The sequence below is a fragment of the Streptomyces niveiscabiei genome (assembly GCF_033794345.1).
Lineage (GTDB): Bacteria > Actinomycetota > Actinomycetes > Streptomycetales > Streptomycetaceae > Streptomyces > Streptomyces niveiscabiei.
Genome location: NZ_JARAYJ010000013.1, coordinates 142,350 through 156,767 on the forward strand (window position 1 = coordinate 142,350; position 14,418 = coordinate 156,767).

A 14,418-nucleotide genomic window follows, 5' to 3' on the forward strand; every position below is an offset into this window, starting at 1 on the left:
GGGCGTTGGGGGATGATAGGGGTAAGAGAAGTGCCGTCCGGGGGAGGTCCCGTGTCGTATCCGACGCCGTGGCAGCCGTGGCAGCCGGCTCAGGGGCAGGGTGGGCAGCAAGGTCTTCCGGGGGCGCAGCAGGGGATGCTGGCGTCCACGGCTGACCGGGAGCGGGCCGTGGATGTGCTGCGGGCCGGGTTCAGTGAGGGGCGGTTGCAGGCGGATGAGCTGGAGAAGCGGGTTGCCCGGGCGTATCAGGCCCGGACCGTGGGGGAGCTGTCGCTGATCGTCGCCGATCTGCCGCAGGGGCCCGCGCCTGTGCAGCAGTTCGGGCCGCCGCAGGGGTATGTGCCGCGGACGTTCCGGCCGATGCCCGCGCCGCCGACCAACGGGAAGGCCGTGGGGGCGCTGGTGTGCGGGGTGCTGACGACCATGACGATGGGGCTGACGGGGATTCCCGCGGTGATTCTTGGGCACTCGGCTCGGAGCGAGATCCAGCGGACCGGGGAGGGCGGCGAGGGGTTCGCCATGACGGGGATCATCCTCGGGTGGCTGTCCATCGCCGGGTGGGCCGCGTTCATGTTGCTGATGGTGCTGATCGCGGCGTAGGGGGGCAGGCCGGGGAGAGGGCTGGGGTGCGTTGGCGCTTTACGGAATCCCCAACTCGAACATCAAGTAGTGCGCGTACCAGCCCGACGCCACCGCGAACGTCCCGAACAGCGTTGCCAGTGTCGTCCACCTCAAGCGGCCCAGCGCCATCGCCGGGGCCAGGAGCAGGGGGAACGCCGGGAGGAGGTAGCGGGGGGTGTTGGCGAACATCTGCTGGGTGCCCAGGACTGTGATGATCGAGGCCAGTGTGTAGGCGACCAGGACCAGTGGGGGTTTCGCGCGGAGCATGAGGGCGATGAGGAACGGGAGGGTCAGGACCAGCAGGACGGCGATCAGGTCCGGCGTGGGGAAGGCGAACAGGTAGTCCGTCTTGCCGACCGCCGTGTTGCGCAGGACGTCGAAGGTGTACGCCCCGAAGTCGAAGTAGTGCGCCCAGCCCTCGCGTTGGAGGGTGAAGTAGGCGGTGAGGTCGCCCATGCTGAGGCCGACCCAGGTGATGTACGTCAGCAGCCCCATCGGCGCCGCGATCATCGCGTACACGGGTCCGGCGATGCCGTGTTCCCGGCGGGTCTCGCGCCGGGCGAGCGTCACCAGCGCCGCCAGCCCCACCGCGCCGATCAGGGCGGCGGACGTGGGGCGGTTCAGGCCGGCGAGGAAGGCGAGGAGCCCCGCCGCGACCCAGCGGCGTTTCATCACGCACCAGCAGGTCCAGGAGGCGATGGCGACGAAGAGGGACTCGGAGTAGACGGCCCACTCGACGCCGGCGCCGGGGAGGATGGCCCACAGGCCCGCGGCGATCGTGCCGGCGCGGGGGCCGGCCAGCAGGGAGACCACCGCGTAGATGCCGGCCGCGGCGACGAAGGAGCTGATGACGGAGACGAGGATCGCGGAGCCGTAGAGGCCGAGGCCGGTGATCTCCGAGGTGCCGCGGATCAGGGCGGGGAAGAGGGGGAAGAAGGCGACCGAGTCCTGCTGGACGGTGAACATGCCGCCGGGCGCGAGGTGCTGGAGGGGCTTCGGGTCGTACCCCTTTTCGGCGACCTGGAGGTACCACCAGCCGTCCCAGGTGGCGAGGACGTCCCACCAGTGCGCGCCGCCGCCGAAGCGGGGATCCTTGGTCTTGTAGTCCCCGGTCCACTCCAGGAGGTACGCGAAGACGGTCAGCCCGACCAGCTTGCACACGCCGTACAGCGCGAGCGCGGGAAGGTACGGTCGTACCCCGTCGGGCACCGCGAAGCGGCGCGGTGGCTTCGGCGCCGTCACCACGGAGTCGGTCGCGGTGGTACTCATTCGATGGGTTCCCCCCTAGGCATAAGATCGCACCAGAGTCGCACATCCGCTCCACAGGTTCGGGAGGGGCGCGTGGACCCAGCAGACGACAGACAGGACGATGGCATACCGGGCGAGCCGGTCGTGCTCTCGGTCGTCGTTCCGATGTTCAACGAAGAGGACGCGCTCCCCGCGCTGGTGAACCGGCTGCGACCGGTTCTGGACGCGATGGGGGTGGCGTACGAGGTCGTCGCGGTCGACGACGGAAGCGCGGACCGTACGGCCGTCCTCCTGGACGCCTTCCGGCTGGGCTGGCCCGAGCTGAGGGTGATCACGCTCAGGCGGAACTCCGGTCACCAGGCCGCGCTGACCGCCGGTCTCGACCGCTCGCTCGGCGCCTACACCGTCAGTATCGACGCCGACCTCCAGGACCCCCCGGAGAAGATCCCGGAGATGCTGGACCTGGCGCGCGGCGAGGGCCTCGACATCGTGTACGGCATCCGCGCCGACCGCGCCACCGACACCGGCTTCAAGCGCTGGACGGCGTCCCTCTACTACCGCCTCGTACGGCGCCTGGCGGGCCCCTCCGTGCCCGCGCAGGCCGGTGACTTCCGGCTGCTCAGCCGGGCCGCCGTGGACGCCCTGAAGGCGCTGCCGGACCAGCAGCGGGTGTACCGGCTGCTGGTGCCCTGGCTGGGCTTCCCGAGCGGCGAGGTGACGTACGAGCGGGAGGCGCGCGCGGCGGGGCACAGCAAGTACCCGCTGGGGCGGATGATCCGGCTGGCGGTGGACAGCGTGACCGGCTTCTCGGCGGCGCCCCTGCGGATCGCGACGTGGCTCGGCGGGTTCGCGTTCCTGGTGTGCCTGGGCCTGATCGGCTACACGCTGTGGGCGCACGCGTACGAGGAGACGGTGCCGGGGTGGACGTCGCTGTTCATCGGGGTGCTGTTCATCGGGGCGGTGCAGCTGGTGTGCGTGGGGCTGCTGGGGGAGTACGTGGGGCGGATCTATACGGCCGTGCAGAACCGGCCGACGTACTTCGTGGCCGGTGATACCCACGCGGATGCCGACGTCCGCACGAAGTCCTGAAATCACCGGCGTGTCGTGCCCTGCGTATTCGTTTTGACCGAAGTCGGTGTGCTGGGTACGCTCAGACCTTGTGCCTGGGGTGTGCCCTGGCTCCTGTGCGTGCCTTCAACCGCACACGGGCCGTGTACGGCCACCGAGATCCACGCCTCTTCCCGCCTCGCGGCGGGGGTCCGCCGGATCCGACACACCCGACCGCGTGGGTCGGCGACGTTCCAGGTTAGCTTCACCATCGGCACACAGAAACCGGAGAAGTAGTGCCTACGATCCAGCAGCTGGTCCGCAAGGGCCGGCAGGACAAGGTCGAGAAGAACAAGACGCCCGCACTCGAGGGTTCCCCTCAGCGCCGTGGCGTCTGCACGCGTGTGTTCACGACCACCCCGAAGAAGCCGAACTCGGCCCTGCGTAAGGTCGCGCGTGTGCGTCTGACCAGCGGGATCGAGGTCACCGCTTACATTCCGGGTGAGGGACACAACCTGCAGGAGCACTCCATCGTGCTCGTGCGTGGTGGCCGTGTGAAGGACCTGCCCGGTGTTCGCTACAAGATCATCCGCGGTTCCCTCGACACCCAGGGTGTCAAGAACCGCAAGCAGGCCCGCAGCCGCTACGGCGCCAAGAAGGAGAAGTAAGAATGCCTCGTAAGGGCCCCGCCCCGAAGCGCCCGGTCATCATCGACCCGGTTTACGGCTCCCCCCTGGTGACCTCCCTCATCAACAAGGTGCTGCTGAACGGCAAGCGCTCCACCGCCGAGCGCATCGTCTACGGCGCCATGGAGGGTCTGCGTGAGAAGACGGGCAACGACCCGATCATCACGCTGAAGCGCGCGCTGGAGAACATCAAGCCGACGCTCGAAGTCAAGTCCCGCCGTGTCGGTGGTGCGACGTACCAGGTCCCGATCGAGGTCAAGCCCGGTCGCGCCAACACGCTCGCGCTGCGCTGGCTCGTCGGCTACTCCCGCGCCCGTCGCGAGAAGACCATGACCGAGCGCCTGCTCAACGAGCTTCTCGACGCTTCGAACGGCCTCGGTGCGGCCGTCAAGAAGCGCGAGGACACGCACAAGATGGCCGAGTCCAACAAGGCCTTCGCGCACTACCGCTGGTAGTCGCTACCCCCATCGAGACCGAGAGAAGACCGAGCCCTCATGGCTACCACTTCACTTGACCTGGCCAAGGTCCGCAACATCGGGATCATGGCCCACATCGACGCGGGCAAGACGACCACCACCGAGCGGATCCTCTTCTACACCGGCGTCAGCTACAAGATCGGTGAGGTCCACGACGGCGCCGCCACGATGGACTGGATGGAGCAGGAGCAGGAGCGTGGCATCACGATCACCTCTGCTGCCACCACCTGTCACTGGCCGCTTGAGGACAACGACTACACGATCAACATCATCGACACCCCCGGGCACGTCGACTTCACGGTCGAGGTGGAGCGTTCGCTCCGCGTGCTCGACGGCGCTGTCACGGTGTTCGACGGTGTCGCCGGTGTGGAGCCGCAGTCCGAGACGGTGTGGCGTCAGGCCGACCGTTACGGCGTGCCGCGCATCTGCTTCGTGAACAAGCTGGACCGTACCGGCGCCGAGTTCCACCGCTGCGTGGACATGATCTCGGACCGCCTGGGCGCCGTCCCGCTCGTCATGCAGCTCCCGATCGGCGCCGAGGCCGACTTCCAGGGCGTCGTGGACCTCGTCCGCATGAAGGCGCTCGTGTGGTCGGCGGAGGCGGCGAAGGGCGAGATGTACGACGTCGTCGACATCCCCGCCACGCACACCGAGGCCGCGGACGAGTACCGCAACAAGCTGATCGAGGCCGTCGCCGACTACGACGACGAGATCATGGAGCTCTTCCTGGAGGGCCAGGAGCCGTCCGAGGAGCAGCTCTACGCCGCGATCCGCAAGATCACCATCGCCTCCGGCAAGTCCGACGGCGTGACGGTCACCCCCGTGTTCTGCGGCACCGCGTTCAAGAACAAGGGCGTCCAGCCCCTGCTCGACGCGGTCGTGCGCTACCTGCCGACTCCGCTCGACGTCGAGGCCATCGAGGGCCACGCCGTCAACAACCCGGACGAGGTCGTCAAGCGCAAGCCGTCGGACGACGAGCCGCTCTCCGCGCTCGCGTTCAAGATCATGAGCGACCCGCACCTCGGCAAGCTCACCTTCGTCCGGGTCTACTCGGGCCGCCTGGAGTCCGGCACCGCCGTGCTGAACTCCGTCAAGGGCAAGAAGGAGCGCATCGGCAAGATCTACCGCATGCACGCGAACAAGCGTGAGGAGATCGACGCGGTGGGCGCCGGCGACATCGTCGCCGTCATGGGCCTGAAGCAGACCACCACCGGTGAGACGCTGTGCGACGACAAGAGCCCGGTGATCCTGGAGTCCATGGACTTCCCGGCGCCGGTCATCCAGGTCGCGATCGAGCCCAAGTCCAAGGGCGACCAGGAGAAGCTGGGCATCGCGATCCAGCGTCTCGCGGAGGAGGACCCCTCCTTCCAGGTCCACTCGGACGAGGAGACCGGCCAGACCATCATCGGCGGCATGGGCGAGCTGCACCTCGAGGTGCTCGTCGACCGTATGCGCCGTGAGTTCAAGGTCGAGGCCAACGTCGGCAAGCCGCAGGTCGCCTACCGTGAGACGATCCGCAAGGTCGTCGACCGGGTCGACTACACGCACAAGAAGCAGACCGGTGGTACCGGTCAGTTCGCGAAGGTGCAGATCTCGATCGAGCCGATCGAGGGCGGCGACACGTCGTACGAGTTCGTGAACAAGGTCACCGGTGGCCGTATCCCGAAGGAGTACATCCCTTCGGTGGACGCCGGTGCTCAGGAGGCCATGCAGTTCGGCATCCTCGCGGGCTACGAGATGACGGGTGTCCGCGTCACGCTGCTCGACGGTGGCTACCACGAGGTCGACTCCTCCGAGCTGGCGTTCAAGATCGCCGGTTCCCAGGCGTTCAAGGAGGCCGCCCGCAAGGCCGGTCCCGTCCTCCTGGAGCCGATGATGTCCGTGGAGGTGACCACTCCCGAGGACTACATGGGTGAGGTCATCGGCGACATCAACTCCCGCCGTGGCCAGATCCAGGCCATGGAGGAGCGGGCCGGTGCCCGCGTCGTGAAGGGCCTCGTGCCCCTCTCGGAGATGTTCGGTTACGTCGGCGACCTGCGCAGCAAGACGTCCGGCCGGGCCAGCTACTCCATGCAGTTCGACTCCTACGCCGAGGTTCCGCGGAACGTCGCCGAGGAGATCATCGCGAAGGCCAAGGGCGAGTAACGCACCGCGTTTCCACGCCGTAGGCTTGACCCCGGTGTCTCACGGGCCTTTCCTCCGCATTCGCGGGGATAAGGCCCGGGGCCCGGGACCCAACAGCAAAGATCACCTGGCGCCGATGAACCCAAGGCGTACAGAACCACTTCAGGAGGACCCCAGTGGCGAAGGCGAAGTTCGAGCGGACTAAGCCGCACGTCAACATCGGCACCATCGGTCACATCGACCACGGTAAGACGACCCTCACGGCCGCCATTACCAAGGTGCTGCACGACGCGTACCCGGACCTGAACGAGGCCACCGCGTTCGACAACATCGACAAGGCGCCGGAAGAGCGTCAGCGCGGTATCACCATCTCCATCGCGCACGTCGAGTACCAGACCGAGGCGCGTCACTACGCCCACGTCGACTGCCCGGGTCACGCGGACTACATCAAGAACATGATCACGGGTGCCGCGCAGATGGACGGCGCGATCCTCGTGGTCGCCGCCACCGACGGCCCGATGCCGCAGACGAAGGAGCACGTCCTCCTGGCCCGCCAGGTCGGCGTCCCCTACATCGTCGTCGCGCTGAACAAGGCCGACATGGTGGACGACGAGGAGATCCTGGAGCTCGTCGAGCTCGAGGTCCGTGAGCTCCTCTCCGAGTACGAGTTCCCGGGCGACGACCTGCCGGTCGTCAAGGTCTCCGCGCTCAAGGCCCTCGAGGGCGACGCGGAGTGGGGCAAGTCCGTCCTCGACCTGATGAAGGCCGTCGACGAGTCCATCCCGCAGCCCGAGCGTGACGTCGACAAGCCGTTCCTGATGCCGATCGAGGACGTCTTCACGATCACCGGCCGTGGCACCGTCGTCACCGGTCGTATCGAGCGTGGTGTCCTCAAGGTCAACGAGACCGTCGACATCATCGGCATCAAGACCGAGAAGACCACCACCACGGTCACCGGTATCGAGATGTTCCGCAAGCTGCTCGACGAGGGCCAGGCCGGTGAGAACGTCGGTCTGCTCCTCCGTGGCATCAAGCGCGAGGACGTCGAGCGCGGCCAGGTCATCATCAAGCCGGGCTCGGTCACGCCGCACACCTCCTTCGAGGCCACGGCGTACATCCTGTCGAAGGACGAGGGTGGCCGTCACACCCCCTTCTTCAACAACTACCGTCCGCAGTTCTACTTCCGTACGACGGACGTGACCGGCGTCGTGACCCTCCCCGAGGGCACCGAGATGGTCATGCCCGGCGACAACACCGACATGACCGTCGAGCTGATCCAGCCCGTCGCCATGGAGGAGGGCCTCAAGTTCGCCATCCGTGAGGGTGGTCGTACCGTGGGCGCCGGCCAGGTCACCAAGATCAAGGCCTAGTTCTTACCGGCTTTCGGGCCACTGGCTTTCGGGCCACTGGGAAAACCCGTACGACTTCGGTCGTACGGGTTTTCTCTTTCCGTTCACCTTGAGTTACGGGCGCTCCGTAAGGTGACGGGCAATGACTGGCCTGACCTTCACTCAGCGTTCACAGCCGTCGGTGTCCGTGCCGGTGCGGCGTCCCCGGCTGTACGTCCTCGACGGGCTGCGGCTGTTCGCGGCGCTCTTCGTCGCGCTGCACCACTTCGCGGGGACCGCGCGGGCCGACCGGCCCGGCAACCCGATCTGGGACCGGCCCGTCTCCGAGATCATGCCGGGCGTGTTCCGGGTCGCCTCGTACGGCTGGATCGGCGTCGAGATCTTCTTCGTCATCAGCGGGTTCGTGATCTGCATGTCCTGCTGGGGGCGGACGCCCCGGCAGTTCTTCGTCTCCCGGGTGATCCGGCTGTACCCCGCGTACTGGTTCGCGGTCCTCTTCACGACCGGGGTGCTGGCCGCGTTTCCCGGGGTCTGGGAGAGGCTCGCTCCGCGGGATGTGCTCGTCAACCTCACGATGCTCCAGTCCGGGTCGCGGGTCGCCAATGTCGACGGGGTGTACTGGACGCTGTGGGCCGAACTCCGGTTCTACCTCCTGTTCCTGGTGGTCGTCGCGGTCGGGCTCAGTTATCGGCGGGTTGTGCTCTTCTGCTGTCTGTGGGGGGCCGCCGCGATGCTCGCGCCGTCCGCCGGGTGGCCGCTGTTCTCGCTGATCGCCAATCCCGACGGGGCCTGGTACTTCATCGCCGGGCTCGCGCTGTATCTCATGTACCGGTTCGGGCAGGACCTGCTCCTGTGGGGCATCCTCGGGATGGCCTGGCTGATGGGGCAGAAGGAGATCGGGCATCGCGTCGACAACGTCGAGGGGGTGTCCGGGTGGCGTGGGGCGGTGCTCATCTTCACCGTGTTCCTGCTCGTCATGGTCGCCATCGCGCTGGGCAAGCTGGACTGGGTGCGGGGGAAGTGGCTGGTGACCGCCGGGGCGATCACGTATCCCCTGTACCTGCTGCACTACGCCGCCGGTACGACGCTGATCAGCCGGCTCCGGGACGATCTCGACGCGCGGCTGCTGATCTGTGTCGTCCTCGCCGGGTTCATGGTGCTGAGCTGGGGTGTGCACCGGGTCGTGGAGCGGCCGTTGGCGGGGGTCGTCAAGCGGGGGCTGGACTCGTCGTTCGCTCGCCTGAAAGGGTGAGCCTCGCGCCGGGGACGTTTTGAGGAACTTCGAAATGCGTGACTCGGGTTCCTGAGCGCAGCAGGGTGGTGCCGTTCGTCGAACTCCGTCGGGGGAAGGACCACCATGCGTTTCAGGAACACCGCCGCCGCGCTCGGTACGGCCGCGGCCATGACCGGGCTGCTCTTCGCGACCAGCACACCCGCCTCGGCCAGCGGGGAGTGGTGCAACAACCAGACCTGCTTCTCCATCAACACGAACGGCCGGTACGTCGGGAAGATCGAGACGTCCGTCTGGTCCAGCAACATCAGCAACCGGGACATCAAGACGCACATCTGGAGCACGAACGGTCAGATCAACCTCTGGACCAAGGTCGAGAACGTCCCCGCGTGGACCACGTACCGCGACTACAAGAACATCAACCAGAACTTCCCGCCGGGGACCCGGATCTGCGTCGAGGGCTGGCACGACGGCCGTAGCGTCGGGCTCCCGTGCGTGACGATCACTGACTGAGCCCTTGCGCTGAGCGGCCCGGTGGGAACGGGGGTCCCACCGGGCCGCTTGTATGTTTGTACTTCCCTGAGAAGGAGTGCGAGGACATGGGCCGCCTGCGCGACAAGTTCACGGGCACGATCCGTCCTGCGGCGGGGGTGACGCCGGTCCCCCTCCCCGAACTCCGGGCCTCCCTCCGCGCCCTCGACGTACCCTTCACGGTCCGCGCACCCACCGCCGACGAGAAGGCCGACCTCGTCGCCGAGTGGTCCACCCGCCACCGCGTCCGCCTGCGCACCCGGATGCGGTTCGATGCCGGGCGGGGGGAGGTGCGGGTGCTGGAGGAGCGGTGGGAGAGCTTGGGGGTGTCGACGAATCGGAAGTACAGCAGGGGGCCGGGGAGAGTGGTCGTCCGGAGCGCGGGGGAGCGGTTCGACTCGGGGGAGATGCGGGAGGCGTTGACGGGGGTCGTGGTGGGGGCGGGGTGGGTTTGGCGGGGGGTGTTGGTGGGGTGGTGAGGGGTGCCTTGTCACTCGTCGTACCTCGGGAGGCCGTCCGTGGAGATCGTCCAGTCGGCGATCGTGACGTCCTCGCCGTAGAGGAAGTCCTTGCGGGTGGCGTAGCGGGGGCCCTCGGGGGTGGGGTGGATGTCGGTGAAGACTGCGCCTGTGGCGGTGCGGGGGTCGAAGACGGCGTACACGGGGACACCGATCAGGGGGTAGTCGCGCACCTTGGTGACCCAGTCGTTGTCCGGGTTGGAGCGGGAGACGACTTCGACGGCGGCGATGAGGGTCCGAGGGTCGAAAGCTCCTTGTCTTTCCATGTCCGCCTCAGCGATCACCATGAGGTCGGGGCGACGCAGGATGCCTTCGGACTCGTCCTCCACGTCGGGCTCGCCCGTGTGGGCCACGTTCTCCTCCGGCATCACCTTTTCCAGGCGCTTCCGCAGGCGCAGGAGGGTCAGTTCGTGTGGTCCGACGGGCGCCATCATGCTGTGGACGATGCCTTCCTTGGTGATCTCGAATTTGCCGGGGACGGTGTCGTCGATGGAGTCGAGGAGGTCCCTCATGGCGCGGTAATGGCGTGAGGTTTCCTGCTGCGCGTCGTCCGGTGCGATGGTCATGGCGCTCGCTCCTCGTCTCTGCCCGGGGGCAAGGATCGTCGCTTTCATGCTAGGCGGCCTCCTGGAGTTCGGTCGGGCGGCAGTCGCGGCAGCGGGTGCCTTTGGGGGCGCGGATGCCTCGGTCGCAGCCTTCGCATGTGGTGACCGGGTGGGGGCGGGGGGCGGTCGGAGGGAGGGGTGGGGGGAGGTGGTCGGTGAGGCGGTGGGCCAGGAGGGCGGGGGCGTGGTGGAGGGGGGTGGGGAGGGCTGTGGTGAGGGTGGTGCGGATCTTTTCCAGGGGGACGCCGCGCTCCAGCCAGGTGGCTACCGCCGGGGTGAGGTCCGTTACGTCCTTGCGGCGGAGGAGGAGGCGGGCGTCCGTCAGGTGGAGGGTGATCAGGAGGGCTTTCGCCGAGGCGGTGTGTTCGGGGTTGTCCGTGGTGGGGGTGGGGAGTGGGGGTTTCGGTTTGGGCGGGGTGGGGGGTTCCGTGCGTACGGGGGGCTGCGCTTTTGGCTTCGGCGGTACGGGTGGGTCGTCGTCGCCGGGGGCCTTGCTTCCGTACGCCCCCGGGTTGTTGTACGACACCGTCCGTGTCACCACGTGCCCCGAGGCCAGCCGCTGGCGTACCCGGCGGAGGTAGCCGTACGCCTCCAGCTCCCGTAGCGCGCGGGCGATCCGTACCTCGCCCTCGTCGAACTTCTCGGTGAGCGTCTTGATGTCGACGCGGGTGCCGGGCGGGAGGGACTGGATGTGGGTCGCCAGGCCGATCGCCGTGAGGCTGAGGTCGGTGTGCTGAGCGAGGTGGTTGCCGATCACCGTGAAGTGGGAGCGGTGGCGGACGGTGACGTGGGTGACGCCGTGGGGGGAGAAATCGGCGGGGAGGGGGAGGTGGGCGTACGAGGGCGCGTTACTGTTTTCTTTAGCCATCGGGAAGGTTGTGTCTTCCTAGGTGGTCAGGCCCTCGTTCGGGATTGAGAGTCCCGGCGGGGGCCGACTTTTTTCGGGTGTTGGCGGGAGCATAGGGCAGGCCCTTTTTGGGGTGTCAAGCTATGGGGAGAGCTTGCGCCGGGCTCTGCGGGGGGTGGAGGGGGTTTGGAGGGGTACTTTCCAACCCCGGTACTTACTGGTGGTTGACCTCGCGTCGGCTCGAACTCCCGCCCACCGGAACGCCGTTGCCCGCGTGCCGGTGAGGCGTGCCCCAAGTGGCCGCGGACCCATCACGATTCGTGATCGTCGCCAGAGCGGATTGCGTCTTGGACGGTCACCGGCCCGGTGCTGGACTTGATCCGCGGCGGTTTCCCGGCTCAGCGGACCGGGACCGCGCGTCGGAGTCCCCCTCGATCCCCGGAGACAGCCATGCCTCTCATCCATGTGCAGCAGACCCCCGGCAAGACCGCCGAGCAGAAGGCCGAACTGGTCCGTGAGCTGACCGATGCGTACGTGAAGGCCACCGGCAGCAAGCCGGAGAGCGTGTGGGTCACCGTGCAGGAGATCGCCGCCGACAGCTGGTCGATCGCGGGCGAGACGCTCGCCGCCCGGGCTGCCAAGCGCTGATCGCCAGGGCCCGCCGGACGGCAGGCGCACCGCCCGCCTCGACCCGCCCGAGCCGGTGCTCACCGGGGCGGGTGAGCCCGTCGCCCGCCCCGAACCGAGGAAGTCGTCCCTTGCCATGAAGACCGCATCGACACGCACGCCCCACGCGTTGCTGCTCGCCGTTCTGTGCTCGCTGAACGCCGGCGGCCTGTTCGCCTCCGACATCAATCTGCCGGGCGTGCCGGCCACCGCGCACGCCTTCGGTACCCCGGTCACGTCCGTGCAGTGGACGTTCAGCGCGTTCATGATCGGCATCGCGGTCTCGCAGGCGGTCTACGGGCCGGTCTCGGACGCGTACGGGCGCAAGCGCGTCATCGTCTCCGGGCTCGGCCTGTTCGTCCTGGCCTCGCTGATGTGCGCGGCGGCGCCGACGGTCGAGGTGTTCGGCGCCGGCCGGCTCCTCCAGGCGCTGGGCGCCGGCTCGGGCATGGTGCTCGGCCGGGCCGTGATCAGCGATCTGTACGAGGAGAAGGACGCGGCCCGGATGTTCGCCACGGTCATGCCGATCGTGGGAGTCTCCCCTTCCGTCGCCCCGCTGGTCGGCGGCTATCTGACCACGTACGTGTCCTGGCGCGCCCCGTTCGTGGTGACCGCGTTGCTCGGATGCGTGACGCTGGTCGTGATGGTCACCTCGGTTCCCGAGAGTCTGCCTCCCGAGCGGCGCAGCAAGCACCTGGCCGCCACGCTCAAGGGCTACCCCACGCTGCTGACCCGCCCGCTGTTCTGGGCGTACACCCTCAACCTGGCGGTCGCGTACGGCGGTTACTTCGGCTACCTGGCGGCGTCCCCGCTGGTCTTCGAGAAGATGGGCCTGGCCACCGAGACCACCAGCTACTGCTACATCACCGTCTCGGTCGCCTACGTGGCGGGCAACCTCACTTCGCGTGCCCTGCTCCGGAAGCGGCCGGTCAACCAGCTGCTGTGGGTGGGCCACGGATTCTTCCTCGCCGGTGCGCTGATGATGCTGGGCCTGGGGCTGAGCGGCGTCGGTGCGCCCTGGGGCCTGCTGGTGCTGGTCTTCATGCCGGTCATGACCTATGGGAACGGTTTCCTGCTGCCGTTGTCGATGAGCGCGGGTGTGACGAGCTTCCGTTCGACCGCCGGCTCGGCGTCCGGCCTGATGGGCGCGCTCCAGCTGCTGGCCGCCTCGCTCGGAATCTACATCTCCAGCCGGCTGCCGGCGGGCGATCTCTTCGCTCTGGGCTGGTATGTGCTCGTCGCTTCCGCGGTGGGAATCGTCGCTTTCGCTCTGTTTCTCTCGCTGGCGGCACGGCAGGCGTCCGGCGGGCGGACCGGTGAGCGGACAAAGAATGTCGAAACGTGTGGCGAAGGGGACCGCGCCGGGAATTTCCAGGGAGTGGCCGCCGAGTAGTCGAGCCGCGAGAATCCGGAGCGGCCCGTCCGCCGACGGGTGCCACTGCCCGGTGTGCGAGAATGCCCCGGTGCGATCCCGGGCAGCGGATCATTTCGCATCGGGCAAAAAGGGGTCGCCTGGAGAAACGGGGACCCTGTGGAACTGCGCCAGATCGAATACTTCGCCGCGGTGGCCGAAGAGCTGCATTTCGGCAGAGCGGCAGAGCGGCTGCACATAGGCCAGCCCGCGGTGAGTCAGCAGGTGCGCCGGCTGGAGCGCGAGTTGCGCGCCCAGCTCTTCGACCGTTCCGGCCGTACCGTCACTCTGACCCCGTTCGGGCAGGCGCTGCTGCCGGAGGCCCGGGACGTCCTGAAGGCCGTGGACGCGTTCGCCGCCAAGGCCCGGAGCCTGTCCCCGCAGGGCGAGGCCACCTTCCGCGTCGGCATCAGCTCCGCCCTGGGCGAGCGGCTGGACGACTTCCTGGACGCTCTCGCCGAGCGCGGCGTCGGCACCCGCTTCGAGTTCCAGACCCTCGATGCCGCCACCCGCCTCGAAGAGGTACGCGCCGGGCGGCTGGACGCGGCCTTCATCCGTGGCATCGAAAGCGCCCCTGGCCTGCTGCTCCTTCCCCTGTGGCGCGATCCGCTGGTGGTCGCGCTGGCGGCCTCCCATCCGCTGGCCGGCCGCAGCCGCCTGAACCTGGCCGACCTGGCCGGGCTGCCGCTGCGCATGGCGTCCCGCAACGAGAACCCCGTGCTCTTCGACGCCGTCGCCGCCGCCTGCCGCAAGGCGGGCTTCGAGGCGACCGTCGGCCCGGTCTCCACCGGGCTCCAGGACACGCTCGCCGAGATCGGTGCGGGGGCGGCGGGCTGGACGCTCGTGTACCCGACCGCGGTGGGCGCGGTCTCCTCACGCAGGATCACGCTGCTGCCGCTCACCGGGGACCCCATCGCCGTCGGCATGTCTCTCGCCGTGCGGGAAAACGCGGACCCTGGTCGGCTGGAATTGCTCACCGCGACGAGTGCACAGGTTCGCCGGAAGGTCGCGCAGGAGGCTCGGTAAAACCCGAGTACCTCGAAAAGAAGCTGCAAAAG

At 68.1% G+C, this 14,418-nt stretch carries 15 protein-coding genes; 12 read left to right on the forward strand and 3 right to left on the reverse strand.

Translation table 11 applies throughout. From position 1 onward, the window contains the following. The first annotated feature begins 51 nt into the window (after positions 1-51). Entirely contained in the window at positions 52-600 is a 549-nt protein-coding gene (locus tag PV682_RS20150) for a DUF1707 and DUF4190 domain-containing protein (RefSeq protein ID WP_407705705.1), read from the forward strand. 39 nt (positions 601-639) lie between these two features. Here PV682_RS20150 and PV682_RS20155 read toward each other — a convergent pair whose 3' ends face one another. Beyond that, positions 640-1,890 carry a glycosyltransferase family 39 protein gene (locus tag PV682_RS20155; RefSeq protein ID WP_319731728.1) on the reverse strand — a complete coding sequence of 417 codons (1,251 nt, stop codon included), beginning with the start codon at positions 1,888-1,890 and terminating at the stop codon, positions 640-642. A gap of 72 nt (positions 1,891-1,962) precedes the next feature. Here PV682_RS20155 and PV682_RS20160 point away from each other — a divergent pair, with 72 nt between their 5' ends. The 8 genes from PV682_RS20160 (at position 1,963) to PV682_RS20195 (ending at position 9,792) form a co-directional block, all read left to right on the forward strand. Continuing rightward, positions 1,963-2,958, forward strand: coding sequence for a glycosyltransferase family 2 protein (locus PV682_RS20160; protein WP_319731730.1), 996 nt, complete (start codon positions 1,963-1,965; stop codon positions 2,956-2,958). A gap of 254 nt (positions 2,959-3,212) precedes the next feature. Then, on the forward strand, positions 3,213-3,584 hold the full coding sequence (gene rpsL / locus PV682_RS20165; protein WP_003948652.1) for a 30S ribosomal protein S12: 372 nt from the start codon (positions 3,213-3,215) through the stop codon (positions 3,582-3,584). A 2-nt stretch (positions 3,585-3,586) separates the two neighbouring features. Then, entirely contained in the window at positions 3,587-4,057 is a 471-nt protein-coding gene (gene rpsG, locus PV682_RS20170; RefSeq protein WP_003992340.1) for a 30S ribosomal protein S7, read from the forward strand. A gap of 39 nt (positions 4,058-4,096) precedes the next feature. Next, entirely contained in the window at positions 4,097-6,223 is a 2,127-nt protein-coding gene (fusA, locus tag PV682_RS20175) for an elongation factor G (RefSeq protein WP_319731733.1), read from the forward strand. A 155-nt stretch (positions 6,224-6,378) separates the two neighbouring features. Further along, the gene (tuf, locus tag PV682_RS20180; RefSeq protein ID WP_055719325.1) at positions 6,379-7,572 is read left to right on the forward strand and encodes an elongation factor Tu; all 1,194 of its coding nucleotides are present in this window, start codon (positions 6,379-6,381) and stop codon (positions 7,570-7,572) included. A gap of 121 nt (positions 7,573-7,693) precedes the next feature. Then, positions 7,694-8,803 carry an acyltransferase family protein gene (locus PV682_RS20185; protein ID WP_319731736.1) on the forward strand — a complete coding sequence of 370 codons (1,110 nt, stop codon included), beginning with the start codon at positions 7,694-7,696 and terminating at the stop codon, positions 8,801-8,803. A gap of 105 nt (positions 8,804-8,908) precedes the next feature. After that, the gene (locus PV682_RS20190; RefSeq protein ID WP_319731738.1) at positions 8,909-9,295 is read left to right on the forward strand and encodes a hypothetical protein; all 387 of its coding nucleotides are present in this window, start codon (positions 8,909-8,911) and stop codon (positions 9,293-9,295) included. Positions 9,296-9,381: 86 nt separating this feature from the next. After that, positions 9,382-9,792 carry a hypothetical protein gene (locus PV682_RS20195; RefSeq protein ID WP_319731740.1) on the forward strand — a complete coding sequence of 137 codons (411 nt, stop codon included), beginning with the start codon at positions 9,382-9,384 and terminating at the stop codon, positions 9,790-9,792. An 11-nt stretch (positions 9,793-9,803) separates the two neighbouring features. Here PV682_RS20195 and PV682_RS20200 read toward each other — a convergent pair whose 3' ends face one another. Further along, positions 9,804-10,397 carry a Uma2 family endonuclease gene (locus tag PV682_RS20200; RefSeq protein ID WP_319731742.1) on the reverse strand — a complete coding sequence of 198 codons (594 nt, stop codon included), beginning with the start codon at positions 10,395-10,397 and terminating at the stop codon, positions 9,804-9,806. Positions 10,398-10,446: 49 nt separating this feature from the next. Next, positions 10,447-11,304: a helix-turn-helix domain-containing protein gene (locus PV682_RS20205; protein WP_319731744.1), complete on the reverse strand. Its 858-nt coding sequence runs from the start codon at positions 11,302-11,304 to the stop codon at positions 10,447-10,449. Positions 11,305-11,733: 429 nt separating this feature from the next. Between PV682_RS20205 and PV682_RS20210 the strand changes: the two genes are divergently transcribed. The 3 genes from PV682_RS20210 (at position 11,734) to PV682_RS20220 (ending at position 14,386) form a co-directional block, all read left to right on the forward strand. Next, the gene (locus PV682_RS20210; protein WP_319731746.1) at positions 11,734-11,931 is read left to right on the forward strand and encodes a tautomerase family protein; all 198 of its coding nucleotides are present in this window, start codon (positions 11,734-11,736) and stop codon (positions 11,929-11,931) included. 115 nt (positions 11,932-12,046) lie between these two features. Beyond that, a complete protein-coding gene (locus tag PV682_RS20215) occupies positions 12,047-13,342 on the forward strand; it encodes a multidrug effflux MFS transporter (protein WP_319731748.1) in 1,296 nt (431 codons plus the stop codon). Positions 13,343-13,480: 138 nt separating this feature from the next. Then, complete coding sequence (locus PV682_RS20220) at positions 13,481-14,386, forward strand: LysR family transcriptional regulator (RefSeq protein ID WP_319731750.1); 906 nt, start codon at positions 13,481-13,483, stop codon at positions 14,384-14,386. Positions 14,387-14,418 lie beyond the last annotated feature (32 nt).